General features: G+C 66.2%; 26 protein-coding genes and 1 pseudogene. 15 read left to right on the top strand and 12 right to left on the bottom strand.

All coding sequences use genetic code 11. The features are described 5' to 3' along the window. Positions 1–16: 16 nt before the first annotated feature. The 4 genes from flgG (at position 17) to AC1DEZ_RS07275 (ending at position 3,472) form a co-directional block, all read left to right on the top strand. Positions 17–808: a flagellar basal-body rod protein FlgG gene (gene flgG / locus AC1DEZ_RS07260; protein ID WP_441513024.1), complete on the top strand. Its 792-nt coding sequence runs from the start codon at positions 17–19 to the stop codon at positions 806–808. A gap of 16 nt (positions 809–824) precedes the next feature. After that, positions 825–1,883: a flagellar basal body P-ring formation chaperone FlgA gene (gene flgA / locus AC1DEZ_RS07265; protein WP_476779203.1), complete on the top strand. Its 1,059-nt coding sequence runs from the start codon at positions 825–827 to the stop codon at positions 1,881–1,883. 17 nt (positions 1,884–1,900) lie between these two features. Further along, positions 1,901–2,653: a flagellar basal body L-ring protein FlgH gene (gene flgH / locus AC1DEZ_RS07270; RefSeq protein ID WP_476779204.1), complete on the top strand. Its 753-nt coding sequence runs from the start codon at positions 1,901–1,903 to the stop codon at positions 2,651–2,653. Positions 2,654–2,941: 288 nt separating this feature from the next. Beyond that, positions 2,942–3,472 carry a 2'-5' RNA ligase family protein gene (locus AC1DEZ_RS07275; RefSeq protein ID WP_476779205.1) on the top strand — a complete coding sequence of 177 codons (531 nt, stop codon included), beginning with the start codon at positions 2,942–2,944 and terminating at the stop codon, positions 3,470–3,472. Between the two features lie 129 nt (positions 3,473–3,601). On the opposite strand, the gene dksA is transcribed toward AC1DEZ_RS07275, so the two are convergent. The 3 genes from dksA to AC1DEZ_RS07290 all read right to left on the bottom strand — a co-directional run bounded on the left by dksA (position 3,602) and on the right by AC1DEZ_RS07290 (position 6,590). Continuing rightward, on the bottom strand, positions 3,602–4,024 hold the full coding sequence (dksA, locus tag AC1DEZ_RS07280; protein ID WP_441513020.1) for an RNA polymerase-binding protein DksA: 423 nt from the start codon (positions 4,022–4,024) through the stop codon (positions 3,602–3,604). 183 nt (positions 4,025–4,207) lie between these two features. Then, positions 4,208–5,146 carry a hypothetical protein gene (locus tag AC1DEZ_RS07285; protein ID WP_476779206.1) on the bottom strand — a complete coding sequence of 313 codons (939 nt, stop codon included), beginning with the start codon at positions 5,144–5,146 and terminating at the stop codon, positions 4,208–4,210. Between the two features lie 70 nt (positions 5,147–5,216). Continuing rightward, complete coding sequence (locus AC1DEZ_RS07290; protein ID WP_476779207.1) at positions 5,217–6,590, bottom strand: MBOAT family O-acyltransferase; 1,374 nt, start codon at positions 6,588–6,590, stop codon at positions 5,217–5,219. A 158-nt stretch (positions 6,591–6,748) separates the two neighbouring features. Here AC1DEZ_RS07290 and AC1DEZ_RS07295 point away from each other — a divergent pair, with 158 nt between their 5' ends. The 6 genes from AC1DEZ_RS07295 to fabF all read left to right on the top strand — a co-directional run bounded on the left by AC1DEZ_RS07295 (position 6,749) and on the right by fabF (position 12,292). Continuing rightward, the gene (locus tag AC1DEZ_RS07295; protein ID WP_476779208.1) at positions 6,749–7,411 is read left to right on the top strand and encodes a CerR family C-terminal domain-containing protein; all 663 of its coding nucleotides are present in this window, start codon (positions 6,749–6,751) and stop codon (positions 7,409–7,411) included. Next, entirely contained in the window at positions 7,408–8,367 is a 960-nt protein-coding gene (locus AC1DEZ_RS07300) for an HlyD family secretion protein (RefSeq protein ID WP_476779209.1), read from the top strand. Before AC1DEZ_RS07295 ends, AC1DEZ_RS07300 begins: the two co-directional genes overlap by 4 nt. Before the next feature lie 29 nt (positions 8,368–8,396). After that, on the top strand, positions 8,397–9,290 hold the full coding sequence (locus tag AC1DEZ_RS07305) for an ABC transporter ATP-binding protein (RefSeq protein WP_441513088.1): 894 nt from the start codon (positions 8,397–8,399) through the stop codon (positions 9,288–9,290). After that, on the top strand, positions 9,287–10,426 hold the full coding sequence (locus AC1DEZ_RS07310; protein WP_476779210.1) for an ABC transporter permease: 1,140 nt from the start codon (positions 9,287–9,289) through the stop codon (positions 10,424–10,426). Before AC1DEZ_RS07305 ends, AC1DEZ_RS07310 begins: the two co-directional genes overlap by 4 nt. 74 nt (positions 10,427–10,500) lie before the next feature. After that, positions 10,501–11,016: a winged helix-turn-helix transcriptional regulator gene (locus tag AC1DEZ_RS07315; RefSeq protein WP_441513014.1), complete on the top strand. Its 516-nt coding sequence runs from the start codon at positions 10,501–10,503 to the stop codon at positions 11,014–11,016. 10 nt (positions 11,017–11,026) lie between these two features. Beyond that, positions 11,027–12,292, top strand: a complete 1,266-nt coding sequence (gene fabF / locus AC1DEZ_RS07320; protein WP_476779211.1) for a beta-ketoacyl-ACP synthase II — start codon at positions 11,027–11,029, stop codon at positions 12,290–12,292. A gap of 9 nt (positions 12,293–12,301) precedes the next feature. Here fabF and AC1DEZ_RS07325 read toward each other — a convergent pair whose 3' ends face one another. The 5 genes from AC1DEZ_RS07325 to AC1DEZ_RS07345 form a co-directional block, all read right to left on the bottom strand. Continuing rightward, a complete protein-coding gene (locus AC1DEZ_RS07325; RefSeq protein WP_441513012.1) occupies positions 12,302–13,831 on the bottom strand; it encodes an acyl-CoA carboxylase subunit beta in 1,530 nt (509 codons plus the stop codon). Positions 13,832–14,115: 284 nt separating this feature from the next. Beyond that, positions 14,116–14,904 (bottom strand): ATP12 family chaperone protein, encoded by a 789-nt coding sequence (locus AC1DEZ_RS07330; RefSeq protein ID WP_476779212.1) that lies wholly within the window; start codon positions 14,902–14,904, stop codon positions 14,116–14,118. A gap of 42 nt (positions 14,905–14,946) precedes the next feature. Continuing rightward, positions 14,947–16,407, bottom strand: coding sequence for a methyl-accepting chemotaxis protein (locus AC1DEZ_RS07335; protein ID WP_476779213.1), 1,461 nt, complete (start codon positions 16,405–16,407; stop codon positions 14,947–14,949). Then, on the bottom strand, positions 16,404–16,718 hold the full coding sequence (locus AC1DEZ_RS07340; RefSeq protein ID WP_476779214.1) for a hypothetical protein: 315 nt from the start codon (positions 16,716–16,718) through the stop codon (positions 16,404–16,406). The genes AC1DEZ_RS07335 and AC1DEZ_RS07340 overlap by 4 nt, the downstream gene beginning before the upstream one ends. Positions 16,719–16,842: 124 nt before the next feature. Further along, positions 16,843–17,841, bottom strand: a complete 999-nt coding sequence (locus AC1DEZ_RS07345; RefSeq protein WP_476779215.1) for a P1 family peptidase — start codon at positions 17,839–17,841, stop codon at positions 16,843–16,845. A gap of 173 nt (positions 17,842–18,014) precedes the next feature. Here AC1DEZ_RS07345 and AC1DEZ_RS07350 point away from each other — a divergent pair, with 173 nt between their 5' ends. Together AC1DEZ_RS07350 and AC1DEZ_RS07355 are read left to right on the top strand one after the other, a co-directional pair. After that, entirely contained in the window at positions 18,015–18,644 is a 630-nt protein-coding gene (locus AC1DEZ_RS07350) for a hypothetical protein (protein ID WP_476779216.1), read from the top strand. Positions 18,645–18,762: 118 nt separating this feature from the next. Next, positions 18,763–19,479 carry an MgtC/SapB family protein gene (locus AC1DEZ_RS07355; RefSeq protein WP_441513006.1) on the top strand — a complete coding sequence of 239 codons (717 nt, stop codon included), beginning with the start codon at positions 18,763–18,765 and terminating at the stop codon, positions 19,477–19,479. Positions 19,480–19,536: 57 nt separating this feature from the next. Here AC1DEZ_RS07355 and AC1DEZ_RS07360 read toward each other — a convergent pair whose 3' ends face one another. After that, on the bottom strand, positions 19,537–19,779 hold the full coding sequence (locus tag AC1DEZ_RS07360; protein WP_476779217.1) for a hypothetical protein: 243 nt from the start codon (positions 19,777–19,779) through the stop codon (positions 19,537–19,539). Between the two features lie 209 nt (positions 19,780–19,988). On the opposite strand from AC1DEZ_RS07360, the gene AC1DEZ_RS07365 reads away from it, so the two are divergent. Both AC1DEZ_RS07365 and AC1DEZ_RS07370 read left to right on the top strand, forming a co-directional pair. Then, positions 19,989–20,141, top strand: coding sequence for a hypothetical protein (locus tag AC1DEZ_RS07365; RefSeq protein WP_441513004.1), 153 nt, complete (start codon positions 19,989–19,991; stop codon positions 20,139–20,141). Between the two features lie 499 nt (positions 20,142–20,640). Next, a complete protein-coding gene (locus AC1DEZ_RS07370; protein ID WP_441513003.1) occupies positions 20,641–20,856 on the top strand; it encodes a DUF1059 domain-containing protein in 216 nt (71 codons plus the stop codon). A 252-nt stretch (positions 20,857–21,108) separates the two neighbouring features. Here the strand turns inward: AC1DEZ_RS07370 and rpsD are convergent, their stop codons facing one another. Together rpsD and murI are read right to left on the bottom strand one after the other, a co-directional pair. After that, complete coding sequence (gene rpsD / locus AC1DEZ_RS07375) at positions 21,109–21,726, bottom strand: 30S ribosomal protein S4 (RefSeq protein ID WP_441513002.1); 618 nt, start codon at positions 21,724–21,726, stop codon at positions 21,109–21,111. Positions 21,727–22,042: 316 nt separating this feature from the next. Then, positions 22,043–22,903, bottom strand: coding sequence for a glutamate racemase (gene murI, locus AC1DEZ_RS07380; protein WP_476779218.1), 861 nt, complete (start codon positions 22,901–22,903; stop codon positions 22,043–22,045). 237 nt (positions 22,904–23,140) lie between these two features. On the opposite strand from murI, the pseudogene AC1DEZ_RS07385 reads away from it, so the two are divergent. Then, positions 23,141–23,851 (top strand): annotated as a pseudogene (locus AC1DEZ_RS07385) (bifunctional helix-turn-helix transcriptional regulator/GNAT family N-acetyltransferase); the annotation flags it as partial. A 126-nt stretch (positions 23,852–23,977) separates the two neighbouring features. Here AC1DEZ_RS07385 and AC1DEZ_RS07390 read toward each other — a convergent pair. Then, a complete protein-coding gene (locus AC1DEZ_RS07390) occupies positions 23,978–25,291 on the bottom strand; it encodes a flavin monoamine oxidase family protein (RefSeq protein ID WP_476779219.1) in 1,314 nt (437 codons plus the stop codon). Between the last annotated feature and the right edge of the window lie 256 nt (positions 25,292–25,547).

Genomic DNA, 25,547 nt, shown 5'->3' on the forward strand with positions numbered 1-25,547 from the left:
GAAAGGAGCGACTCCCATGCGCGCCATGCAGACAGCCGCGACCGGCATGATCGCCCAGGAGATGAACGTCCAGGTCATCTCCAACAACATCGCCAACGTCCGGACCACCGGCTACAAGCGCCAGCAGGTCCATTTCCAGGATCTGCTCTACGAGAATTTCCGCCGCGCCGGCTCGGCCACTTCCGACCAGAACACGCAGGTTCCAGCCGGCACCTTCATCGGCTCGGGCGTCAAGACGGTCTCGACCGGCCGCGTCATGACGCAGGGCAATATCAGCCCGACCGAGAAGCCCTACGACCTCGCCATCCGCGGTGAGGGCTTCTTCAAGGTCCGCATGCCCGACGGGCGCACCACCTATTCGCGCGACGGTTCCTTCGACCTCGATTCGCAAGGCCAGATCGTCACGCGCGACGGCTACCTGGTCGAGCCCGGCATCACCGTGCCGAACAACGCCTCGGCGGTGAGCATCAACTCCCAGGGCATCGTCGAGGCGACGATCCCCGGCCAGACCGCGCCGCAGCAGCTTGGCCAGATCCAGCTCACCCGCTTCGTCAACAAGGTCGGTCTCGAATCGATCGGCGACAACCTGTTCATCGAGACGGCTGCCTCGGGGCAGCCGATCGACGGCTTCGGCGGCGGCGAGGGCTTCGGCACGCTGCAGCAGAACTATCTCGAAGAAGGCAACGTTCAGGCGGTCACGGAGCTCTCCTCTCTGATCGCGGCGCAGCGCGCCTATGAGATGAACTCCAAGGTCATCACCGCCGCCGACCAGATGATGTCGGCGACGACCCAGATGTTCCGCGGCTGATCGGGGGCTCGTCATCATGATCCGCGTTTCCCTGATCGCTCTCCTGCTCTCCGGCTCCGCCGCTCTGGCTGCGCCGCAGCAGGGCCAGCATCATCCGCAGCTGCCGGCCACGATCGCCTCCGCCTCGGCGGCCACGGCGCCTGCCGCCGCGCTGCCGCGCAAGCTGCAGCTGCGTTCCGAGCTCAGCCTTTCGCGCGATCTCGTCACCTTCGGCGATCTCATCCCCGGGCTCCCGGGCGAAGCCGCGGCTACTGCCGCATTCCGCGCGCCTGCCCTCGGCGAGACCGGCACGATCCAGGTCGCGCGTGTCGTCGAGGGCGCGCGGGCGGCCGGCATCATCCGCGAGGCTTCGGACCTCGACAGCCAGGGCTTCGCCCAGGTGGTCGTCACGCGCACCGCGCGCCGGATCACGGCCGCGGACATCGAGATCGCGGTGAAGGTCGGGCTGCAGGAGCGCTTCGGCGTCGATGCCCGCATCTTCGCGCTGGCGATCGACGGCGGGGCGCCGGCCGTTGCGGTCGAGCCCGAACTCACCGGCGATGTCGGCGTCCTCGACCTCTCCTTCGATTCCCGCTCGCGCCGCCTGCTGGCCCGGCTTGCGGTGCCCGGCAGCACGGCGATGCGGCTGAAGCCGCTGCGCATCTCCGGACAGCTCGTCGAGACGATGGAGGTCGTGGTGCCGAAGCGGCTGATCGCCCGCGGCGAGACGCTCGGCAAGGACGACGTCATCGTCGAGCGCCGCCCGCGCGAGGGGCAGGGCGGCGAGATCATCAGCGACGCCCGCGCAGCGGTCGACAAGGTCGCGCGCCGGGCCCTGCTCGCCGGCGTGCCTCTGCGCGGCAGCGACGTCCAGCGCGAGGAGATCGTCGGCAAGGGCGACCTCGTCACCATCGTCTACGAGGCGCCGGGGCTGATGATCACGCTGCGCGGCAAGGCCAACGAGGCCGGCGCGATGGGCGATGTCGTCTCGGTGACCAATCCACAATCCAAGCGCGTGCTGCAGGGCAAGGTCAGCGGGCCGGGGCGGGTCTCCGTCCAGCCCTCCCTGAACGGCCGCATCGCCAGCGCGCAGTGATCCCCATGGAAACCGCCATGTACGCCAACCGCCTCGCCAAGCTCTCCGGCCTGCTGATGCTCACCGCCTCGCTCGGGGCCTGCGGCATTGGCGACCGCCTTGCCAATGTCGGCCAGGCGCCGACGCTCTCGCCCGTCGAGGATCCGACGGCCGCCAAGGGCTACAAGCCGGTGCAGATGCCGATGCCGGCGATGGAGCATGCATCCTACGCGCCGAACTCGCTTTGGCGCACCGGCTCGCGGGCCTTCTTCAAGGACCAGCGCGCCCGCAATGTCGGCGATCTCGTCACCGTGAAGGTGAAGTTCACCGATCGGGCGCAGCTCGACAACACCACCAAGCGCACCCGCAAGAACGGCGAGGATTTCGGTGCCGCCAGGATCATGGGCTTCGAGAACAAGCTCGACAAGTTCCTGCCGGACGGGTCGAACGCGGGCGAGCTGCTGAAGCTCGATTCCGAAGGCTCGAGCGAGGGTGCGGGCTCGGTGCGCCGGAGCGAGCAACTCGCCACCAATGTTGCGGCCGTGGTCACCCAGAACCTGCCCAACGGGAATCTTGTGATCGAGGGCAAGCAGGAGATCCGCGTTAACTTCGAGATTCGCGAACTGATCGTCGCCGGCGTGATCCGGCCGGAAGACATCGAATCGGACAATACGATCGACTCGACCAAGATCGCCCAGGCCCGCATCGCCTATGGCGGCCGCGGCCAGATCACCGATGTCCAGCAGCCGCGCTACGGCCAGCAGGTGATGGATATCCTGCTGCCCTTCTGACCCCTGTTTCCGAATCCGGACGGCGCGGAACGCTCCCCCTTGTCTCCGCGCCGCTCCGGCCGGCGGTCTCTCCCGAGCTGCCGACTTCCCAGGCCGCCCGCCACGCTCCCCAAGCTTTCTTAAGGCTGGCGGCCAGAAGCCCCGCGTTCTCCCGACGCGGGGCTTTTCTCGTCGGTCGGGAAGGTCAGCAACGGGTCATTAGTGTTGAAGGAACCTCGACTTCTTCAACACAGTCGGTCGAAAACTGACCTCTGATCGATGAGAGATGAAGGTGGGCGGAGCGGAAGCATGGGATTCGCTATTTCACTCAGGAGCGATCATCCGAGCGCGGACCGCGTTCGCGACCTATGGAGTGCTGTTCAGCGGTTCGAGGATCGACCTTCAATGACCCTCCTTGGCTACCCGCCCCACGTCACTCTAGCCATCTACGACGATGAAGCGGTGCGAGAGGCAGAGGTTCGAGTCGCGCTTGACCGAGCCAGCAAGAACCTGCGCGCGGTGACGCTGACCTTTGATGCCATTTGCAGCTTTGACGGACCGCCGATGGTTCTATGGGCGTCGCCCCGTCCCAGTGCGGTTTTGCGGGACATCCACAAGGCAATCCACGGTGCCATCAACCCCGCCTTATGTCGGTCACACTACCAGCCTGGGGCATGGAAACCTCATTGCACGCTAGGCACCCAGGTGAGAGAAGATCGGCGCGAGGCGGCGCTCGCCTTCACCCGCGAAGCTGGCAGCGCGTTTGATGTGATCTTCGACGCTCTCGACTGCATCTACTTCCCACCTATAGCGCCTTTCGAGATGCGCAAGCTGCTTTGAACAACGCGAACAGCACCCGCAGGAACGTCCGAGTTGGGTCCTGAGCCATTCATCTCGCTCGCCAATTCGAGCAAAAGGCCCCGCGTTTTTGACACGGGGCCTTTGGACAGCGAAGCAATCGGCGGAGGCTCAATCGTCCCTGAACACGCGCTCGTTGCGCTCGTGGCGTTCCTGGGCTTCGAGCGAGAGGGTCGCGATCGGGCGGGCTTCCAGGCGCTTCAGCGAGATCGGCTCGCCGGTCTCCTCGCAAAAGCCGTAGGAGCCGTCGTCGATGCGCGAAATGGCGGCGTCGATCTTGGCAATGAGCTTGCGCTGGCGGTCGCGGGCGCGCAGCTCGATGGCCCGGTCGGTCTCGGATGAGGCCCGGTCGGCGATATCAGGGTGRTTYTCGCTCTCGCTCTGCAAGGTGACGAGGGTTTCCTTCGCCTCCTTCAGGATCTCGTCCTTCCAGGCGAGGAGCTTGCCGCGGAAATACTCACGTTGACGATCGTTCATGAACGGCTCGTCATCGCTCGGCTTGTAATCCGCATCGAGGATGATCTGCTTCGACATGGGCGCGCTCTCTGAGTTGTCCGCTCACGCGCCCATCGGCTATGCCGCGGGAGGGTGAGCCGATTTCGCGCCCTTATAGCGATCCGTTTCAAGCGGAACAATCGCTTCCGACACGGCTTCAACTACTTCGTGCAAGAGGCGCTCCGGGAGCTCGAAAACGCAGGAAAAAACACGTTTCGTGGCTTATCTCGCGAGCTTGCCGAGCGCGTCCGCTATCTCGGCCTCAACGAGCCGGGCGATCGGCAGGCGGTAATGGCCGTAATCGAAGAACAGATTCGGGTCGTGCAGGGCCGGCCGGTCGATCCGCCAGTCGAGCAGCACCGTGTTGGGACGGCGGGCGGCGAGGTCGGCGAAGGCCTTGCGGCAGGCCGCGTCTGCGTCGGCGTCCGGCGTGCCGGGTTTCGAAAGGCCGCTGACGTAGACCGGCGGGCGCACCAGAATCAGCGCCGTCTCCGGCGGGGCCGATTTCATCAACCCCTCCAGCGCGGTCGCCCCGGGGAAGGGGCCGTCGATATTGCCGCCACCGGCTGTGACGGGCTCTTCCAGCCGCGCCCGGAGCTCGGGACGCTGGTGAAAGCCCTGAATCTCGTAGTCGGGCTCGTAGTTCCAGTAGCCGTCGGGCCTGCCGCGCTCGGCCTTGCGCGAGGTCAGATAGGCGAGTCGGCGCGGGATCTCCTCGATCAGGTCGTAGCGCATCAGCCCGGCGACATAGCCGAGCGTGCTGCGGTCTAGCAGCCAGAATGGAAAGGGCTTCTCGTTCGGAAAGGTCGGGTCGGGAGTACACCAGTACTGGTCGATGCCGACGATGATCGCCTTCGGGGGCACCTGCCGGTGGTGGCGCAGGAACCAGTCGATCGTCGCCAGTTGCTCCTTCGGCAGGGTAGCGGGCGCAATCAGCGAGACGAAGGGGATGCCGGTTCGCTTGCGCAGTTCTTCCGGCGAGACGAGCTGGATATGCGAATTGCCGAAGATCGCGCCGGTGAATTGCGGATCGCGGCCTCGGCTTGCCAGCGAGGTGCGCGGTCCCTGCGGACGCAGGCCCTCCTTGAGCTTCAGCAGGGTACGGCCGGTGTCGTAGGGGTCTATCAGGAAGGCCGTGGCGAGGAAGGCGATGGAGAACAAGATAGCTGCCGCAAGCAGGGTCGCGATGAAATTCGTCCATCCGGCCGCCTGAGTCGGCGTACGTCCCGGCTCAGAACTGGAAGTAGATGAACTCATAATTCGCATCTTCGCCGATCTTCAGGAGGATGATGACGAACAGCAGGCCGGTCAGCACGGCGATCCAGCGGGCCGGCGGCAGCTTGTGGACGAGGTTCCAGGCTGTCGGCCCGATGATGGCGAAGGCCGCAGCGGGCACCAGCGCGCGCCATTTGAAACCGCTCCCGATCGGGGCGAGGCCAAGCAGGCCCTTGTAGATGGTCAGAGCCGCCTCGAAGGTGGGCGCCCGGAACAGCACCCAGCACAGCACGACGAAGAGGAAGGTCAGGAGCCAGCCGAGCGGCGCCGGCATCGGCCAGCCGGCGCGGCGCCAGAACAGCGCGACGATCAGCGCGAGGCCGTGGGCAACGCCCCAGGCGACGAAGGTAAGGCCGGCACCGTGCCAGAGGCCCCCGAGCGCCATCGTGGCGAAGAGCGCCCAGACCTGGGTCGGCAGGCCGGACCTGGAGCCGCCGAGCGGGATGTAGAGATAGTCGCGCAGAAAGCGCGACAGCGTCATGTGCCAGCGCCGCCAGAAATCCTGGATCGAGAGCGAGCGGTAGGGCGCGTCGAAGTTCTGCGGCAGCACGACGCCGAAGAGCAAAGCGATGCCAAGGGCCATGTCGGTGTAGCCGGAGAAGTCGAAATAGATCTGGAAGGTGAAGGCGAGCGTCGCCTGCCAGGCTTCCATCATGCTGACGACCTTGCCGGCAGCGGCGGCGGCGAAGACCGGGTTGGCGTATTCCGCCAACGGATCTCCGATCAGCACCTTTTTGGCGAGGCCGAAGGTCAGCAACATCAAACCGCGTGCGATGCGCTCGGCGGCGTCGGGCCGCTGATAGGGCCGCTCGTCGAGCTGATGCATGATCTCGCGCCAGCGCACCAGCGGGCCGGCGAGCACCTGCGGGAAGAAGGCGATGTAGAGCGCGTAGCGGACGAGATCGTAACGCGGCGCCTGGCCGCGCCGCAGATCCGTCAGATACATGATGTGATGAAAAGTGAAGAAGGAGATCCCGAGCGGTAGCGCGATATCGAATTTCGGCACCGGCAGTCCGGGAAACATTCCAGCGAGGCCAGCAAAGAAGTTGAAGTACTTGAATATTGCCAGCACGGAGAGGTTCAGCACGATGGCGAGCGTGATGAGCCCGCTCGACTTCGTCTTCACGAACGCTTCGGCGATCAGCCAGTTCATCCCGACGGACAGGGCGAGCAGCGGCAGGAAGCGCCAGTCCCAATAGCCGTAGAAGGCGAAGGACAGCACGACCAGCACCGGCAGCCGCCATTGCGGCGCGAAGCGCTCGGCCAGCCAGTGAAGAGCAAGTGCCAGCGGCAGAAAGCCGAGCAGGAAGGCGAAGGAATTGAAAAGCATCGGACAGGGAGGATGAGGGAATGGCTGCCGCCTTAGCCCATTCTCCGGCGCGAGTCATGTCATGGAACCGCGGTTAGTGCGGGGAAGATGGAGCAAGCGCTCCCAAAGCGTTTAATCAATCGATTGATTGAACGCTCGATGCGGCGTATCCTGCCTGAATGATCGGGACATCAGATGCAGACCGTGGAACACGGGAAGCCCTGATCCGTGTGGGGCTCGAGCTGTTCGGACGAATCGGCTTCGACGCGAGTTCCATCCGCGAAATCGCGCAGACCGCGGGCGTCAACAGTGCCGGCATCGCCTATCATTTTGGGGGAAAGGATGGTCTGCGCCGGGCCTGCGCCGAGGCGATCGTGGCCACGATGCGGGAGAGGGTGCTCGGGGGGGATCAACTCGCTCTCTTGCCGCCGGCATTGCACCCGGACGAGGCCTTGGAGGCCGTGCTCATGGCGGTCAGCTGCGTGATCGCCTTCGCCACCCGCGCTCCCGAGAGCGAGGCGATCGCCCGCTTCGTCGTTCGCGAGATGATGGAACCGTCTCCCGCCTTCGATCTGCTTTACGAGGGCATGGTGCGGCCGATCCACGGCCGCCTCTGCGCCTTGTGGGGTATGGCAACCGGAAAGGACCCGGAAGCGCAGGGAACCAGGCTCGCCGTTTTCGCGATGATGGGTCAGGTCCTCTACTTCCGGCTCGGCCGGCCGGCGGTCATCCGGCGGCTGGAATGGGACGGGATCGGCGAGCCCGAGGGCGAAGCCATCGCCAGCACTATCCGCGCGGCGGTCACCGCCTCGGTTCTGGCAGCCCGAGGAGAACCCTCATGATTCTCGGCTTTCTTTGTTCCCTCGCCTTGTTGCGCTCGATTCTTCCCGGCTGCGTGTCTGATACGGTGCGGATCGCCGGCTATGTCGAGGGCGAATATGTGCGTCTCGGCCCGATCGATACGGCGCGGATCGAACGCATCGACGTGCGCCGAGGCGAGCGTGTCGAGGCCGGCAAAGTCGTGGCCATGCTGGAGACGACTGATGCGGAGAATGCGGTCGCCGAAAGCGAGGCCCGGCTGATTCAGGCGCAGGCGCAGCTCGACAATCTGCGCATAGGCAAGCGGCCCGAGGAGATCGCCGTGATCGAGGCGAGCCTGGTCTCGGCCCAGGCGCAGCAGCGCGAGGCCGAGCGGGCGCTGGAGCGGCGCCAGGATCTCCTGCGCCGCGGCGTCTCGACCCAGGCCGATTTCGACCAGGCGGAACTGGCGCGGGATGTCGCCGCGGCGAGCGTTCGTCAAAACGCCGCCAATCTCGACGTCGCAAAGCTGCCGGCGCGCCCTGACGAGATCCGGGCAAGCGAGAATGCGGTCGAGGAGGCGAAGGCGACGCTGGCACAGGCGCGCTGGAAGCTGGAGCAGCGCCGCCTCGTGGCTCCATCGTCAGGCCGCGTCAGCGACGTACTGCGGCGCGTCGGGGAGTTGGCGGGCCCGACCGCGCACGTCGTGCTGATGCTGCCTGACGGGGCGGCCAAGCTGATGCTCTATGTGCCGGAGACCTGGATTTCGAGCGTTAAGCCGGGGATGCGGCTCGATGTCCACTGCGATGGCTGCGCACCGGGGCTGGCGGCGAACGTCACCTATGTCTCGCCCGAACCCGAATTCACGCCGCCGGTGATTTACTCGGCGCAGACGCGCCAGAAGCTGGTCTATCTCGTCGAGGCGCATCCGGAGGGTGGGCAGCAATCGGCACTCCAGCCCGGCCAGATCGTCGATGTGACCTTGCGGAGACAGCGGTGAGCGAGAGCCTCGCCATCGATGTGCGCGGCATGACCAAGCGCTTTGGCCAACGCACGGTCGTCGACAATGTCGATCTGGCCGTTGCGGCTGGCGAGATCGTCGGCTTCCTCGGCCCCAATGGCTCGGGCAAGACGACGACGATCCGGATGATCTGCGGCCTGCTCAGGCCCGATGCCGGGGAGGGCACGGTGCTCGGGCTGGATATTCGGACGCAGAGCACCGCGATCAAGCGCCAGGTCGGCTACATGACCCAGCGCTTCTCCTTCTACGAAGACCTGAGCATTGCCGAGAACCTGACCTTCGTGGCGCGGCTTTACGAGTTGAAGCCGGCCGAGGAAGCCGTGAGGCGGACATTGGACGGGCTTGGGCTTGCCGCGCGCAAGGATCAACTCGCCGGAACGCTCTCCGGGGGCTGGAAGCAGCGGCTGGCGCTGGCGGCCTGCATCATGCACCAGCCGAAGCTGCTGTTGCTCGACGAGCCTACGGCGGGCGTCGACCCCAAGGCGCGGCGCGAATTCTGGGACGAGATCCATCGGCTGGCCGGCGACGGGATCACCGTGCTGGTCTCCACCCACTACATGGACGAGGCCGAGCGCTGCCATCGCATCAGCTACATCGCCCATGGCCGCATGCTGGCGACGGGGACCGTCGACGACGTGGTCCGGGGCTCCGGCCTCGTCACTTACGTCGTCCACGGCGCGCTGAAGCCCGCGCAGATCAAGGCGCTGTCGGCGGCCGATGGAGTCGAGCAGGTCGCTCCGTTCGGCGCCACGCTGCATGTCGTCGGGACGGACAGGGACAAATTGGAAGCCGCGCTGGCGCCGCTTGCGCGCGAAAGCGGCATCCAGGTCGAGCCGGGCGAGACCAGCCTGGAGGACGTCTTCATCAAGTTCATGGCTGACGCAGGAGAGCGGGCGGCATGAGCGCGTTCTTCTCCATTCGCCGGCTTGGCGCGTTGCTCGCCAAGGAATTCGTGCAGATGCGGCGGGACCGCATCACCTTCGCGATGATGCTGGCGGTGCCGATCCTCCAGCTGCTGCTCTTCGGCTACGCGATCAACAACGACCCGCGCGGCCTGCCGGCCGCGATCCTGGCGCTCGGGCACGATCGCTATACGCGCGCCGTGGTCTCGGCGCTGGAGGTCTCGGACTATTATCGTTTCCGCGAGCGGCCGCAGAGCGCGGCGCAGGCCGAGAGCCTGATGGCCAAGGGAGACATCTCCTTCCTCGTGACAATTCCCAGCGATTTCGGCGTGCGGGTCGAACGCGCCGACCAACCGCGCATTCTGGTCGAGGCGGACGCGACAGATCCGGCTGCGGCGAGCGGCGCGGTTGCGGCGCTGGGGACGATCGTCAGCCGCGCATTGCTGCGGGCTCAAGGCGAGCCCGAGACAAATCCGGCCGCTGCCGGCGGGGACGAACTCTCCCTAGTGGTCCATCGCCGCTACAACCCGGAGAACATCACGCAGTACAACATCGTCCCCGGCCTGCTCGGCGTCATCCTGCAGATGACGATGGTGATGATGACGGCGATGGCGCTCACGCGCGAGATCGAGCGCGGCACGATGGAGAACCTGCTCGCCATGCCCACCACGGCCGGCGAGATCATGCTCGGCAAGGTGCTGCCCTATCTGGCGGTCGGCGCTGTGCAGGTCGTGGTTGTGCTCAGCGCGGCCAAGCTGCTCTTCGGGGTGCCATTCCTGGGCGGGCTCGCGCTTCTCCTGAGCTGTGTCCTGATCTTCGTTCTGGCGCTGGTGCTGCTCGGCTACACCATCTCGACGATGGCGCGCACGCAGCTGCAGGCGATGCAACTGACCTTCTTCTTCTTCCTGCCTTCGCTGATGCTGTCGGGCTTCATGTTCCCGTTCGCCGGGATGCCGGGCTGGGCACAGACCTTGGGCGAACTGTTCCCGCTGACGCATTTCCTGCGCATCATCCGCGCGATCATGCTGAAGGGCGCCGATCTCGGGGATATCGGCGACGAGGTGTTCTATCTCAGCCTGTTCGTGCCGGTCTTTGCGGGCGTTGCGCTGATGCGGTTCCGGAACACGCTGGATTGAGCGGAGCGGCGGTGCAAACGGACGCGTCGCGATAGAGACTTGCAAAATGATAGCAACATCTTTAACCGGGGCACATGCAGCCCCGGCTCCTTCCGCTCGCCGAATGCCCCTGTGCCCGCGCGGTCGAAGCGGTGGGCGAATGGTGGAGCATCCTGATCCTGCGCGACGCGCTGCAGGGCTTCACCCGTTTCGACGAATTCCAGCGCAGCCTCGGCATCGCGCCTAACATGCTGGCACGGCGGCTGAAGCATCTCACTGAGGCCGGGTTGTTCGAGCGGCGGCTCTATAGCGAGAGGCCGCAGCGCTACGAATATGTGCTGACGGGAAGGGGCCGGGATTTCTTCCCGGTGGTTGCCGCACTGGTGGCTTTCGGCAACCGGCATCTGGCGCCCGAAGGGGAAGCTCTGCTGCTGACCGATCGGGAAAGCGGGCGGCCGGTCGTGCCTGGTTTCGCCGATGCGCAGACCGCGCAGCCCGTCAGCCCGGACAATGTCACCGTCATCGCCGGTCCGCAGGCCAGCGCCGCCATGCAGCAGCGCCTGGCCATCGTCGCGACGCGGCATGCGGTGGCGGCGATCTCTCGCGAATAGGAGGTTTCCCATGCGTCGCATCGTTGTCACCGGAATGGGCGTGGTCTCGCCTCTCGGCTGCGGAACCGAGCTCGCCTGGCAGCGCCTGCTCGCCGGGCGGTCGGGCCTGCGCCGCCTGCCGGATTCGGTCGCCGAGACCTTGCCGGCCAAGATCGCGGGCCTCGTGCCGTCAAAGGATGAGGATGCCGAGGGCGGCTTCGATCCCGATGCGGTGATCGCGCCGAAGGACCAGCGCAAGATGGATCGTTTCATCCAGTTCGCGCTGGTCGCTGCCAAGGAAGCGTTGGCGCAGGCGGGATGGCAGCCGCAGAACGAGGGCGAGCGCGAGCGCACGGCGACGGTGATCGCCTCGGGTATCGGCGGTTTCCCGGCGATCGCAGAGGCTGTGCGGACCACCGACCAGCGCGGCGTGCGCCGGCTCTCGCCCTTCACCGTGCCGTCCTTCCTGGTCAATCTTGCCGCCGGCCATATCTCGATCGACTATGGTTTCAAGGGGCCGATCGGCGCGCCGGTCACGGCCTGCGCCGCAGGCGTGCAGGCGATTGGCGATGCCGCGCGGCTGATCCGCGCGGGCGAGGCGGATATTGCGATCTGCGGCGGCACCGAGGCCTGCGTCGACCTCGTCGCGCTTGGCGGTTTCGCGGCAGCGCGCGCGCTTTCGACCGGGTTCAATGAGGAGCCCGAGAAGGCTTCGCGGCCTTTCGACCGGGATCGCGACGGTTTTGTCATGGGCGAGGGCGCCGGCCTTCTGGTGATCGAAGCGCTGGAACATGCCGAAGCACGCAGCGCCACGATCCTGGCCGAGTTGACAGGCTACGGTACGAGCGCCGACGCCTATCACATTACCTCGGGCCCGGAAGACGGCTCCGGCGCGCAGCGCGCCATGGAGACCGCGCTGAAGCAGGCGGGGCTTCGGCCTGATGATGTCGCCCATCTCAATGCCCATTCCACCTCGACGCCGGTCGGCGATCGCGGCGAACTGGCTGCGATCAAGGCTGTGTTCGGCACCGATGGAGGCATCGCGATCAGCGCGACGAAATCGGCGACCGGGCATTTGCTCGGCGCGGCCGGTGGGCTCGAGGCGGTCTTCACGATCCTCGCCCTTCGCGACCAGATCGCCCCGCCGACGCTCAACCTCGAAAACCCCGACGAGGCGGCGGCCGGGCTCGACCTCGTGGCGAAGACCGCGCGGCCGCTGGCGATGGAGCACGCCATCTCGAATGGCTTCGGCTTTGGCGGGGTGAATGCCAGCGCGGTGTTCAGGCGCTGGCGGTAAGCAGCGCGCTCAGAGCGGGATGTTGTCGTGTTTCCTCCAGGGCCGCTCGACGTTCTTGGTTCTGAGCATGGCGAGCGCGCGGGCGATGCGCCGGCGGGTCGAGTGCGGCATGATGACTTCGTCGATATAGCCGCGCTCGGCCGCGACGAAGGGCGACATGAAGCGGTCTTCGTATTCCTTGGTCTGGCGCGCGATGGTCTCGGCGTCGCCGCCGCGGAAGATGATCTCGACCGCCCCCTTGGCGCCCATCACCGCGATCTGCGCCGTCGGCCAGGCATAGTTGACGTCGGCGCCGATATGTTTCGACGCCATCACGTCATAGGCGCCGCCGAAGGCCTTGCGCGTGATGATGGTGACGAGCGGCACGGTGCATTCCGAATAGGCGTAGAGCAGCTTGGCGCCGTGCTTGATCAGGCCGCCATACTCCTGCGCGGTGCCCGGCAGGAAGCCGGGAACGTCGACGAGTGAGACGATCGGGATCTCGAAGGCGTCGCAGTAACGGACGAAGCGGGCCGCCTTGCGCGAGGCATCGGAGTCGAGCACGCCGGCCAGCACCATCGGCTGGTTGGCGACGATGCCGACGGTGCGGCCCTCGATACGGCCGAAGCCGGTGACGATGTTCCTGGCGTAGGCTTCCTGGATCTCGAAGAAGTCGCCCTCGTCGACCGTCTTCAGGATCAATTCCTTGATGTCGTAGGGCTTGTTCGGGTTGTCCGGGACGAGCGTGTCGAGGCTCATGTCGACGCGATCAGGCACGTCGAAGCTCGGCCATTCCGGCACACCGGCCGTGTTGTTGGCGGGCAGGAAGTCGAGCAGGCGGCGCACTTGCAAGAGCGCCTCGACATCGTTCTCGAAGGAGCCGTCCGCGACCGAGGATTTGGAGGTGTGGACCTTGGCGCCGCCGAGCTCCTCGGAGGTCACGGTCTCGTTGGTGACGGTCTTCACCACCTCCGGGCCGGTGACGAACATGTAGCTGGTGTCGCGGACCATGAAGATGAAATCGGTCATCGCCGGCGAATAGACGTCGCCACCGGCGCAGGGGCCCATGATCACCGAGATCTGCGGGATGACTCCCGAAGCCTGCACATTCCGCTTGAAGACCTCGCCGTAGCCGCCGAGCGCCGCCACGCCCTCCTGGATGCGGGCGCCGCCGGCATCGAACAGGCCGACGATCGGCGCGCGCATCTTCAGCGCCATATCCTGGATCTTGATGATCTTCTGGGCGTGGGTCTCGGAGAGCGAGCCGCCGAAGACGGTGAAGTCCTTGGAGAAGACGAAGATGGTGCGGCCATTGACCGTGCCCCAGCCGGTGACGACGCCGTCACCGGGGATCTTCTCGCCCTTGTCCATGCCGAAATCGACGGCGCGGTGCTGCACGAACATGTCGAACTCCTCGAAGGAGTCCTTGTCGAGCAGGAGTTCGATGCGCTCGCGTGCCGTCAGCTTGCCGCGCTTGTGCTGGGCCTCGATACGACGCTCGCCGCCGCCCTTGCGGGCGCCTTCGCGGCGGGTTTCGAGCTGTTCGAGGATATCCTTCATGGCGGCAAGGCTCCCGGCCGGAAATCGCGTCTCGAAAGCCGGCTTAAGCGGGGCCGTCGAGAGAGTCCATTACGACGTTTGCCGAAGCGCGCCCGCGCATCATGCGGCCGGCTGGCGGCTGAGAGACCGTTTGAACGTTCGCCGAGCCCTCATCCTGAGGAGCCATTCCCTTGGGAATGGCGTCTCGAAGGATGCTCCAGGAGGCTCAGGAGACATCTGGACCATCCTTCGAGACGCCGCTTCGCGGCTCCTCAGGATGAGGGCTGGAGGTTCCTGACGGTCTCTCAACCCTTCGCCAGCAGCAGCGCTGCGGCGTCGAATTCGCGGCGGCGGACGGCGCGGCGCTCGGCTGCTTCCTCGTCCTGGCCCCAGACGGAGATCTGGTAGTCCTCGTCGAGATGGGCGGCCTCCCAGGCCGCTTCCGCATCGATCAGCCCATTGGCGAGGGCGAGCAGTATGATCGTGGAGCCCGTCAACGTCATGACGTTGTGTGCGCCCGCCAACGCGAGCGGGGCGGAGATCTTCTCGACTCGCTGAGCGACGGCGGCCAGCGTTTCGGGCGGCTGCTCGGCGAAGACGACGCCCTCGGCCAGAACGAAACGGGCGCCGATCAGAGCCTCGACGCTCTTCAGGACGGGCTGCCAGACGTCGTCGTAGCGCGCGACGAGCGCCTCGGGCTCGCCGGCGCGATAGCAGAGCGCGTCCGAAGCGGCGTAGCGCACGATCTCGGCGCGAACTGCTTCCTGCTGATCCTCCACGCCGTCCAGCGCCGAATTGACCAGACGCGTGAGCGGCATCTGCGCAGGGTCGATCCGCTCGGCCTGCCGCTCCCATTCGGCGGCGAGCGCCTCCGCGACATCGCGGGAGCCGACCGCCAGCGGCTTGCGCGCCGGAGTGCGGGCGGTCCGGCCGTCGAGGGCGACATGGAACAGTCCGTCGCGCTCCAGCACGCCGGCCTCCTTGTAGAAGCGGGCGGGCAGGGGATTGCGCATGGCCTGCTGGGCGGCCGCCACGGGATCGGGCTGGCTGGCGCCGGGCGAGCCGAAGCGGGCGAGGAAATCGTCAGTGGACATGGCGCTGCCATAGCGCATTCGCGCCTGGCATGAAACCGGGCTTCAGGCAGCGCGGACGCGCCCGAGGAACTGCGCCACCTCGGCATCGAGATGGGAAGACTGGAGCGAGAGCTGATCGGCTGATTGGGCGATATGGCTCGCGGCTTCATCGGTCTCGGCGGCGACGCGGCTGACGATATCGATATGGCCGGCGGCAGCGATCGTCTCATCGGCGGCCTGGCGAATGTTGTCGGCGATGCCTGCCGTCGCCACGTTCTGCTGTTCGACGACGACCGCGACCGTGCCGGAGATCTGGTTCAGCGAGCCGATGGTCGCGTTCATCGCGTCGATTGCCGCGACGGCCTCGTAGCCGGAACGATGGATCGCCTCGATCTGCCCCTGGATTTCTTCGGTCGCGCGCCAGGTCTGGTTCGCCAGGGACTTGATCTCCTGCGCCACGATGGCGAAGCCGCCGCCCGAGCGGCCGAGGCGCGCGGCCTCGATCGAAGCGTTGAGCGCCAGCAGGTTGGTGTGCTTGGCGATGGTCGAGATCACGATTGCGATGTTGCCGATCTCGTCGGCCTTGCGCGAGAGGTCGCCGACGGTGTGCAGAACGTCGCTGGCCTGCAGGGTCGCGGCGCCGACGATGCGAGCCGTTTCCGTGACCTGCCGGTCCACCTCCGCGAAGGACTGCGCCAGCTCGGCGGTGACCTGTGTGACTGCCACGACGTTGGACGAGGTCTGCCGCGAAGACTGCGAGGCTGCGGTCGAGCGCTGCGACACCTCGAGCGCGCCGTTCTTCATCTGCTGCGCAGCCGCGCGAAGAGACTGCACGGAGGCGATCACGTCGCGCGCGATGCGGGCGATCACGTGCTCGAAGTCATTCGCGACGCCGTTGAGGATGCGCTGCCTGTCGCTTGCCGCCCTGGCCGTGGTCTCGGCGACATCGCGGCGGGCTTCGTCGGCGACATCGCGGGCGGCGTCAGCCTGGCGGCGTTCGGTTTCCGAGATTTCGAGGGATTGCCGCAAGGACCAGACCAGCCAGCTCAGCGCTGCCGACTGCACGACGACGATCAGGCCGTGAAGCAGGACGCGGCCAATATCGTTGCCGTTCAGGAAGACGCCGGCCGGTTGCAGGAGGCTGAGGAGGAGATGATGGGTCGCGATTGCGATGGTGGCCGGGACGAAGACACGCCAGTCCAGCCAGCCGGCGAGCACGGCCAGCACGGCGAAGAAGTACATGTGCATGTCGGATTGATAGGGGTGCCCGGCAAAGGCGTAGACCAGCAGCATCACCTGGCCGAGCGTCGCGATACTGGTGATCTGCCTGGTGGCCCAATCCGTGCCACAGACACGCCAGGCCAGTGTGCCGAGCGCGGCCAGCCCCACGCCCGCCAGAACAAGAGACCGCCTGCTGATCAGAGGCTCGGCGAGCGGGGCGAGCGCCAAAAGGCACGCGTTGATCCACAGCAGGAGGAGGAGCAGACGGGCGAAATGCGCGCGGAACCGGGCGACGTCATTCATCGGCTGCTCCATGCGGCAGAGCCTATGCAGAGTCGGGCGAGGCCAGCGTCGATCACCAGCCACGCTCCGGCCTGATAGAGCGCGCCTACGAAATGGTCGTCTTCGCCGAGCGTCACGGTGACGGCGGAGGTCGTGTCGATCCGGATCAGGGTACCGCCGGCCGTGGCAATGGCGGCGGACATATCGCGCGCCGAACTGCCGGCCGGGAAGAAGGCCGCGACGGGGCGGCCTTGCACTGGCCACGCCGCGATCAGGAAGGCACCTAACGCCGCGGCAATGCCGCAGACCAGGCCAAAGCCGATCTCCCGCATCCTGCCCCCCGAGCCTTCCGGCCTTGCAGGCTGAACCTATCGCTCAGGTTGCAGGAGCAGGCTTGCGATTTAGTAAATCGGCTACGGTTTGGAATGGGCGCGCCCGCGGCGGTCGCTTCGCGGCTCAGCCGCCGAACCGGTCGCACCAGGCCGGGCTGGCTCCGGCGAAGGGCAGCGCCGATGCGGCATACACGCCGCGGGCGACAGCGCGGGCCAGGACATCGGCTGCGGTGGCGCAGAGCTCGGTGAGAGCGAAAGCGTCGGATGGCGCGCCGCTACGACCCGTCGCCGCGGCGAAAACGATGTCCCCGTCGAGTGGGGCATGGGCAGGTCGCAGGGCGCGGGCAAGCCCGTCATGGGCTGCGAGCGCGAGCCGGCGGGCCTGGGCCTTGGTCAGCACGGCATCGGTCGCGACAAGGGCGATCGTCGTATTCTGGCCGGTGCCTCCCTTGAAGTGCAGGGCCGTGTCGCCGGGTGCGATCGTCGCCGGCCAGCCGAGCCCACCGAACTCGCCGTCACGCTCATAGGGCGCGGCCCAGAAATGCGGGCCGTCTCCGATCGTCGCGGTGCCGACGGCGTTGACCGCGACGAGGGCGCCGACGATCTGCCCGGTCGCGGCACGGGCGCTGGCCGAGCCTATGCCGCCCTTGAGGTTGGCCGTCGTCGCGCCGAAGCCCGCACCGGCGGTGCCCAGTGCGAAAGAGGTCGACGCGGCTGCAGCGGCCTTTGCGCCCAGCTTGCCATAGGGCGTCTCGCCGTCTCCACGCGCCCAAGGCTTCTCGCCGCCATTGGTGAGGTCGAACAGGATGGCCTGCGGCACGATCGGGACGCGGAAGGCGCCGACCGGGAACCCGCGCCCTTCCCGCGCCAGCCAGCCCATCACGCCGTCGGCAGCGCCAAGCCCCCAGGCGGAGCCACCGGAGAGCACGATCGCGTCGATATGCTCGACCGTCATCTCCGGGATGAGCAAGGCCGTCTCGCGGGTGCCGGGCGCACCGCCGAGCACGGCGGCGGAGGCCACCGTCGGGCGCTCGAAGATGACGGCCGTCACGCCGGTCGCCGCCTCAATGTCATCCGCATGGCCGACATGAAGGCCACGGACATCGGTGATAAGGTTTTGCATGGAACGTCCGATGGCGAACCGAAACGCGTCGCGCGCGTTGTCGCCACATTACGATCTTTTCATCTTGAAGCCATTGCCGGGTCAGACATCCGGAGGCAGGCTGACCGCATCGCCAATCGGCTTCGAGACCCGCTGAGCGACATACCGACCGGACTGCCTCAAGGGAGATTCCCATGAAATCCATCGCCCTCATCGCCGCTTCGTCGATTGCGATGCTCGCCGGCACCCTCGCATTCGCGCAGCCACAGCCGGTTCCTCCGGCAGGTGGCGATCAGAAGCAGCAGGAGCGTACCGACAGCCGCGACCAGCGCCGGCAGGATTGGCGCGAGCAACGCGCCGAGCGTGCCAAGGCGCGGCTTGACGAGCGGCTGGCGAAGGTGCGCGCGGATCTCAAGCTCAAGCCCGAGCAGACCCCGCTGTTCGACAAGGTGGAGGCGCTCGTCAAGCGACGGAGCGAGCAGCGTGTCCAGCAAATGGCGGGGATGCGGGAGGAGCGCGAAAAGCTGCGCCATGCCGATCTGATGGAGCGCCTCGATGCAGCGGCCGCGCGGCAGAATGAGCGGGCGATGCGTTCCAAGGAACTCGCCGATACGCTCCGGCCGCTGTGGGTGACCCTAAGCGACGAGCAGAAGACCGTGCTGCGCCGCTCGGTGCGTGAGGCGATGGCGGAAGGACGCGAACGCCTCAGCGAGATGCGGGCCTGGCGCGGCGGCGGACAGCAGGACGAAGACTACCGCGGCCAGCGTCGCTGGCGCGACCGGGACGATCGCCGCGATCGTGGCGGCTATAACGACGACGAGTGAGCCGGGTTTGCGCGCTGCGTTTCTGTTCCGCGCTGGATGCTGACGACACCACGCCTCCGGCTTGCCGGAGGCGAACCTTCATGCGAAGCACCGCTGCCTGCCACGCGAGTCAGCGGCCATGCGCTTCATTCAGACCTTCGAACTCGCGCCTTTCCTGGACACGGTCGTCAGCCTGACGGCCGCTTTCGTGCTGGGCATGCTGATTGGCGCCGAGCGGCAATACCGGCAGCGCACTGCCGGCTTGCGCACGACCGTTCTCGTCGCGCTCGGGGCTGCGGCCTTCGTCGATCTCGGCATGCGCATCGAGGGAGCGTCCGGCGCCATCCGGGTCATCGCCTATGTCGTTTCGGGCATCGGTTTCCTGGGCGCGGGCGTGATCATGAAGGAGGGCACGAATGTTCGCGGCCTCAACACCGCGGCAACGCTTTGGGGCTCTGCCGCCGCAGGGGCCTGCGCCGGCGCGGACATGATCGCCGAAGCCGCGCTCGTCGCGGTCTTCGTCATCTTCGGCAACACGCTGCTGCGGCCACTCGTCAACGCGATCAACCGCATCCCGCTCAACGAGCGGGCGCTCGAGGCGACCTACGAAGTCGTTGTCACCGCGCGGACCCAGGCGCTCGCCGAGGTGCGCGAGACGCTCGTCGAATATCTCGAAGCCGCGCAATATCCGGTCAGCGACATTACGACGGTCGAGCGTGGCGAGGACTCGGTCGAGATCGTTGCCAAGCTGATCAGCACGGCGGTCGACCGGAAAGAACTCGATCAGGTCGTCGACAGGCTGGCACGCCTGCCGACTGTGAGCCATGCGACCTGGGAGAGCAGCACCGCCGACTGACCGGGGCTGTCATTGCAACCGGCCGTGTCGGGACGCTGCCGATCTTTGTTCAGGCGCTCAGCCGCCGACGGAGTCGGTCACGCATTTCTTGGTGAAGCTGGTCTTGGCGGCGCCGGCCAGCTTCTTGTCGGCCGCCTGCTTGTCGCAGGCCGAGGTCGCGTCCTTCTCGCATTTGGTCAGGAAGCTGGTCTTGGCAGCGCCTGCAAGCTTCTTGTCCGAAGCCTGGATATTGCAGCTTTGGGCATAGGCTAGGCTCGCGGAGCAGGACAGCGCGAGGGCAATCAACAAGGTTCTGGTCATGGCGAATCTCTCCGCGGTAGCGAGGACGATGATGACGCTACGGCATTAGGGCGGGAGTGAGAACGGATTTCACCGCTTCGCCCTGATTTTGCCGAACTTGCTAACATGCGGATCTGAAATGCGATTTCGCGATTTACCGTATCCCTTCAGATCGAATTCACGGCTTGCCGTTTACGTTTTGTCAGGAAACGCAATGCGAGAGGTTAGCCATGAAGCAGACGTGGTCAGCTTGGGCGATGCGAGCCTTCATCGGCTCCGTCTTTGTCGTGTGCCTTTTCGGGCCCTATGCGCTGTCGATCCTGATCGGCTGCATCGGGCTGGGCTGCTACTTCTTCCGCGATGAGGTCGGCTCGCATCTGTAAGCGACGCTTATCCGTCGCGGTGGCGCGGCCGTTCACAGGATGCGGCGCAGAGTGCAGGTCTTCGCCGTCCCGCCTCTGCCTTCCGAACCCCAGTTACAGCCGGAATGGCCCGGCATCCGATCATAGAGATGGATGACCGCACGCCGCTTGCGATCGAAGCGTCGGTTCGAGACATCATGGCCTCCGACGCGGACATTGCAGCAGAACGCTCTTCGGCCTGAGACGTCGATAGCGACGCTGGATAAGCGCAAACGGCGAGCCAGCCGAGAGCGCAGGCGGTCCGGGAACTGTGAGCCAGGGTATCGGAATTTCCGGGCAGTTGTCGCCTTCATGAGCATCGGTAAGCTTGGAGAACGCGTGCCGCGTGCGAATGCTCAGGGTTGGAGGAGTGCCAGGAGCTGCATTTTTTGCGACGACCTCGGCATGGGCGTATGGTGACTTGCGCAGCCTGCCGCTGTTGCAACGGAGGCGCGTTTGCTTTCTCCCGAGGGAGGGCGCCATGGGACGCAAGTTCATCGACTGCCGGGCGTTTCCGAGCGAGACGAAGTGCTCAATCGCGATCAGCGCCGATACTGAAGACGAGCTCCTGGAGGCGGCGGTGCAGCACGCTGTCGCCGTGCACAAGCATCAGGATACGCCCGAGCTACGCGACCAGATCAAGAGTGTCATGAAAGACGGCATGCCGTCCGAGCGGGCGCCAGAGCGCGCCGCTTGACGCGCCAAACGCGACGGCTCCGCTCGAACCCGAGAGGGCGAGGGGTCTGGCAGCGATGGCCATGGGGACCCGAGGGCCGCCGTCGGGGGCGAGGCAGATTGGCCGCAGAATCCCGCCGGGGCGCCTTGGGGGGCGGGCCGCAGACGCGCCGCCGAGCCGAAGGAGGCGCCGGAAAACAATTGGGGGAGGGCAACATCTTGCCCTCCCCCAAGATATTCAGAGCAACGGATATTTCTACCCGTTCCGAACGGCTTAGCGCGAGTAGAACTCGATGACCAGGTTCGGTTCCATCTGCACCGCATAAGGCACGTCCGACAGCGTCGGGGTGCGGGCGAAGGTGGCGGTCGACTTGTTGTGGTCGGCGTCGATGTAGTCCGGAACGTCACGCTCGGCGAGGGTGGCCGACTCGATGACGATGGCGAGCTGGCGCGAGCTCTCCTTGACCGCGACGACGTCGCCCGGCTTGACCTGATAGGACGCGATGTTGACGCGCTTGCCGTTCACGGTGACGTGGCCGTGGTTGACGAACTGACGAGCCGCGAAGACGGTCGGCACGAACTTGGCGCGGTAGATCACCGCGTCGAGACGGCGCTCCAGCAGGCCGATCAGGTTCTCGCCCGAATCGCCCTTGAGGCGGATGGCCTCGGCGTAATAGCGGCGGAACTGCTTCTCGGAGATCGAGCCGTAGTAGCCCTTCAGCTTCTGCTTGGCGCGCAACTGCGTGCCGAAGTCGGACGGCTTGCCCTTGCGGCGCTGGCCGTGCTGGCCGGGGCCGTACTCGCGGCGGTTGACCGGGGACTTGGGACGGCCCCAGATGTTCTGACCGAGACGGCGGTCAATCTTGTACTTTGCCTCATGGCGCTTCGACATGTCGCGTGTCCTCTATGGTTCGCGAGTTTGAGGACCGCGCCCTCCTGCTCCCCCGCGAATTGGCCGGGGCGACAGATCCGGCTTCCGAAGGAAAGCGGATCACGGGTGCGGAAAAAGTCACGCGGCCCCGTGAGGAGCCGCGCGACGGAAGGGCATATGGCGCAAAGCCGGCTTCGAGTCAATTCCGGCAGGCCGGGAAGCCAAAGTCAGTATCAGTAGCCATGGTGGCGGTCATGCGGTGGCGATGCCCGCCAACGCATCTGCTTCGCCGCGATCCTCGCCACCGTAGGAAACGGATCGACGGAATCGGAGTTCGCTAGCTCGCCAGCGGCATGGGCTCGATCGCGACATGAGCGAGGCCATAGCCGGCAAGCGCGATGCGCAAGGGACCGCTCAGCCCGGCGCCCGACGTGAAGATGGCGGTGGCTTTCGGGCAGGGAACGTCGCCGACCGGGCCGAGCAACGCGACGACCCGGCGCGCGATCGCCGGAGCGGGATCGATCCATTCGACCGGCCAGGGCGCGAGCCGCTTCATCCGCTCGAGCAGAAGCGGGTAATGCGTGCAGGAGAGCGTGACCACGTCGGTGCGTCGGCCGTTCGTCTCGACAAAGCAGGGGGCGATCTCGGCGAGCAGAGCGTCGTCAGCGACGGATTCGCCCTTCAGCGCCTGCTCGGCCATGCCCGCGAGCCGCGTCGCGCCGACGAGCGTGACGTCGCAGCCGCCAGCATAGGTCTCGATCAACTCGCGGGTATAGACGCGCGCCACCGTGCCGGGGGTGGCGAGGACTGAGATCATCCCGCTTTTGGTTGCGACCGCAGCGGGCTTGATCGCGGGCACTGTGCCGACGAAGGGGATGGCGAAGCGCGCCCGCAGCGTCGGCAGGACCAGCGTCGAGGCCGTATTGCAGGCGATCACCACGAGGTCGGGATGACAGCGGGCGATGAGCCGCTCCATCACGGCGAGGATGCGGGCGACGAGCGCGTCCTCCGTGAGCCGGCCATAGGGGAAGCCGGCATCGTCGGCGGCGTAGACGATATGGGCGCCTGGGCAAGCCTGCGCCGTGCGCGACAGCACGGTGAGGCCGCCAAGCCCGGAATCGAAGACCAGGATGGTGGGTTGGGGGCGCGGGATCGCAAGGGGGCGGTATCCCGTTCCGGCGAGGAGATCGACCTGCATGTCAGCGCCGTGAGACGTCAAAGCTCGACTTCGCCAGAGACCGGTTAAGGGAGGGTCAATGCCGCGTTTCTGTCCCGTCTCGAATTTAGTCGACTCCGTCAACTAAATTCATTGGTCTCCGGTTGGAGGTGAGTCATGGACATCGGCGAGACCGAAGCCATCGCGGCGATCCGCAGGTTCAACCGCTTCCATGCTCTCTGGGTCGGCGGACTCGGAGGCAGCCTGCGTGGCTCCGGCATGCCGCTGACGGAAGCGCGGGTAATCTACGAGCTGGCGCAGCGCGACGATTGGCGGGCGGCGGAACTGGCCGGGGCTTTCGATCTCGACCCGGCCTATCTGTCGCGCATCCTGCAGCGCTTCGCGACGCGTGGATGGCTCGACCGCAGCCGCTCGTCGGTCGACGCGCGAGCTTGGCGCCTGCAATTGACCGATGAAGGCATAGCTGCCTTCGCAGCGATCGACCGCGCGTCGGATGCCCAGGCGCGGTCGATCCTGTCGCGGCTTCCGCTCCCCGAGCAGGCCGCGCTGGTTGATGCGCTCGCCACGGCGCAGCGCCTTCTTTCGGGGGAGCGGCAGACCCGTCCTCGTCCCATGATCCGCGAGCACCGGCCGGGCGATATCGGCTGGGTGATCGCGGCTCATGGGCGGCTCTATGCCGAAGAATATGGCTGGGATCAGAGCTTCGAGGCGCTCGTTGCCGAGATTGCCGCCAAATTCCTGCGCGACTTCAAGCCCGGCCGCGAGCGCTGTTTCATCGCCGAATTGGAAGGGGCCCCGGCCGGCTCCTCCTTCGTCGTCGAAGAGGACGAAGCGACCGCGAAGCTCAGGCTCGTGCTGGTCGAGAAGCGTGCGCAAGGGCTGGGGCTGGGCAAGGCGCTGGTGCGCGATGCCGTCGATTTCGCCCGCAATGCTGGCTATCGGCGGATGGTGCTCTGGACCAACGACATCCTCCATGCCGCCCGCGCGGTCTATGTCGCGGAGGGTTTCCGGCTGGTTGCGGAAGAGCGGCACCATTCCTTCGGTCAGGATCTCGTGGGGCAGAATTGGGAGCTGCTGCTCTCGCCCGAGGAGCCGTCAGGCCTTCAGCCGCGCGAGTGTCGCCGCTGCCGCCCGGCCGGCGAGCGTGGCCCCGCCCACGGTCATCGCGCCGCCGCCCGCAGTCGCCTCTCCTGCAATAAGGAGGCGCCCGCCAATGGGCTGGGCGAGGGCTTCCCGGGCCTTCTCGTGGCCGGGATCGCAGACCGAATAAGAACCGCGCGCGAACGGGTCGGTCCACCAGGCCGGGAAGGATACCGCCTTGACCGTTTTGCGGAATTCGGCGCCGACCATCTTCGCGAGGAGGTCGACGACATGGGCGCGCGCTTCTTCCGGGCCAGCCTCGGAGATCTTGCGCGCATAATCGCCGCCGCAATAGCCGATGACGATGTCCTTGCCGTCCGGGTACATGTCGAAATTCATCATGCGCTCGGGTGCGCCGGTCTCAAGCAGGCTCGCACCCGGCGTGAGGCCGAAGCGATCGCCCTCAACCTTGAGCGCGATCTTGGTCAGCGCTCCCATGTGCAGCCCTGCGAGAGCGTCACGGGTGGCTGTCGGAAGGTCCGGGGTAAACCGGATGGCGCCTGACTTGAGCACGCCGACCGGCACGGTGAGAATGCAGGCATTGGCGCGGATGTCGCCCGAAGGCGTGGAAACCGTCACGGCCGATCCATCCCAGCGGATAGCCTCGACCGTCTGATTGAGGCGAATATCGAGGCCTGCGGCGGAGCGCGTGACGAGATTGCCGTAGCCTGAGGGGACGACGAGATCGTCGCCGGCCCAAAGACGCTGATAGTCGCGCGCTGAAATCCGGCTTGATTCCTCTCCGATCGAGAGCAGCAAACCCGACGCTGCGACGGGGGCGCTGTCGGGGCCGAGATCGCCGAGCAATTCTGCGATCGACATGTCGCGACCAGTGAGATCCACCGTCTCGAGCCGCCTGTCGATCTGGTTGAAGGCATCGCGCCGGCGTCGACGATCGGCGTCGGCCATGGGGCGCCCGTCGGTAAAGACCCGGAAACCGCCACCCTGGGGTTCCGATGCGGTCTCGATGCCGAGATCGCGGGCGATCTGGACCCATGGGTTGCGCTCTGCCCAATGGATGAACATCGCGCCCGCGTCGTATGTCGCGCCGAGGGAAGCATCGGTGAAGGCGCGCCCGCCGATGCGGCCGCGAGCCTCCAGCACGATCGGCTTGCGGCCGGCTGCGCGCAAGGTCTGGGCTGCGGCGATGCCTGCCGCTCCGGCACCGACGACGACGACATCGGCATCGGTCGCGGCGAAGGAGCGCCCCACGACGGAGAATGCGGTGACCATGGCGCTGCCCCCAGTCAGCAGCCTGCGGCGGGTCATTCTGGCATGACGCGGATTCATGACACGACAATGCTTGCCGCCGACGACGTTGCAATGGCGGAGACGGCGACGAGGCGGGTTCGACGATCACGACATCGGGAGCAAAGCTCTGCTGCAAGAATGGTCGTGTAATTCTACATTAGAATAGTTCTTTTTTGGAACGAATCCATTGTTTATGCGAATGTTGTTCGGCAATTGACAGTATACGATTCGATCAATATCGGTCCGGAACCTTATATTATCGTATAGGGTCTTC

The organism is Allobosea sp. 10L422 (genome assembly GCF_056395345.1).

Excerpts from the sequence above, each read along its gene's own strand:
- AC1DEZ_RS07345 (WP_476779215.1), bottom strand. The coding sequence starts at position 17,841 with ATGCAAAACCTTATCACCGATGTCCGTGGCCTTCATGTCGGCCATGCG.
- AC1DEZ_RS07340 (WP_476779214.1), bottom strand. The coding sequence starts at position 16,718 with ATGCGGGAGATCGGCTTTGGCCTGGTCTGCGGCATTGCCGCGGCGTTA.
- AC1DEZ_RS07355 (WP_441513006.1), top strand. The coding sequence starts at position 18,763 with ATGCGCTTCATTCAGACCTTCGAACTCGCGCCTTTCCTGGACACGGTC.
- AC1DEZ_RS07290 (WP_476779207.1), bottom strand. The coding sequence starts at position 6,590 with ATGCTTTTCAATTCCTTCGCCTTCCTGCTCGGCTTTCTGCCGCTGGCA.
- AC1DEZ_RS07325 (WP_441513012.1), bottom strand. The coding sequence starts at position 13,831 with ATGAAGGATATCCTCGAACAGCTCGAAACCCGCCGCGAAGGCGCCCGC.
- flgG (WP_441513024.1), top strand. The coding sequence starts at position 17 with ATGCGCGCCATGCAGACAGCCGCGACCGGCATGATCGCCCAGGAGATG.
- rpsD (WP_441513002.1), bottom strand. The coding sequence starts at position 21,726 with ATGTCGAAGCGCCATGAGGCAAAGTACAAGATTGACCGCCGTCTCGGT.
- AC1DEZ_RS07370 (WP_441513003.1), top strand. The coding sequence starts at position 20,641 with ATGGGACGCAAGTTCATCGACTGCCGGGCGTTTCCGAGCGAGACGAAG.
- fabF (WP_476779211.1), top strand. The coding sequence starts at position 11,027 with ATGCGTCGCATCGTTGTCACCGGAATGGGCGTGGTCTCGCCTCTCGGC.
- AC1DEZ_RS07275 (WP_476779205.1), top strand. The coding sequence starts at position 2,942 with ATGGGATTCGCTATTTCACTCAGGAGCGATCATCCGAGCGCGGACCGC.
- AC1DEZ_RS07315 (WP_441513014.1), top strand. The coding sequence starts at position 10,501 with ATGCAGCCCCGGCTCCTTCCGCTCGCCGAATGCCCCTGTGCCCGCGCG.
- AC1DEZ_RS07335 (WP_476779213.1), bottom strand. The coding sequence starts at position 16,407 with ATGAATGACGTCGCCCGGTTCCGCGCGCATTTCGCCCGTCTGCTCCTC.
- AC1DEZ_RS07295 (WP_476779208.1), top strand. The coding sequence starts at position 6,749 with ATGATCGGGACATCAGATGCAGACCGTGGAACACGGGAAGCCCTGATC.
- AC1DEZ_RS07365 (WP_441513004.1), top strand. The coding sequence starts at position 19,989 with ATGAAGCAGACGTGGTCAGCTTGGGCGATGCGAGCCTTCATCGGCTCC.
- AC1DEZ_RS07350 (WP_476779216.1), top strand. The coding sequence starts at position 18,015 with ATGAAATCCATCGCCCTCATCGCCGCTTCGTCGATTGCGATGCTCGCC.
- AC1DEZ_RS07390 (WP_476779219.1), bottom strand. The coding sequence starts at position 25,291 with ATGACCCGCCGCAGGCTGCTGACTGGGGGCAGCGCCATGGTCACCGCA.
- AC1DEZ_RS07360 (WP_476779217.1), bottom strand. The coding sequence starts at position 19,779 with ATGACCAGAACCTTGTTGATTGCCCTCGCGCTGTCCTGCTCCGCGAGC.
- flgA (WP_476779203.1), top strand. The coding sequence starts at position 825 with ATGATCCGCGTTTCCCTGATCGCTCTCCTGCTCTCCGGCTCCGCCGCT.
- AC1DEZ_RS07305 (WP_441513088.1), top strand. The coding sequence starts at position 8,397 with ATGACCAAGCGCTTTGGCCAACGCACGGTCGTCGACAATGTCGATCTG.
- flgH (WP_476779204.1), top strand. The coding sequence starts at position 1,901 with ATGTACGCCAACCGCCTCGCCAAGCTCTCCGGCCTGCTGATGCTCACC.
- AC1DEZ_RS07300 (WP_476779209.1), top strand. The coding sequence starts at position 7,408 with ATGATTCTCGGCTTTCTTTGTTCCCTCGCCTTGTTGCGCTCGATTCTT.
- AC1DEZ_RS07310 (WP_476779210.1), top strand. The coding sequence starts at position 9,287 with ATGAGCGCGTTCTTCTCCATTCGCCGGCTTGGCGCGTTGCTCGCCAAG.
- murI (WP_476779218.1), bottom strand. The coding sequence starts at position 22,903 with ATGCAGGTCGATCTCCTCGCCGGAACGGGATACCGCCCCCTTGCGATC.
- AC1DEZ_RS07330 (WP_476779212.1), bottom strand. The coding sequence starts at position 14,904 with ATGTCCACTGACGATTTCCTCGCCCGCTTCGGCTCGCCCGGCGCCAGC.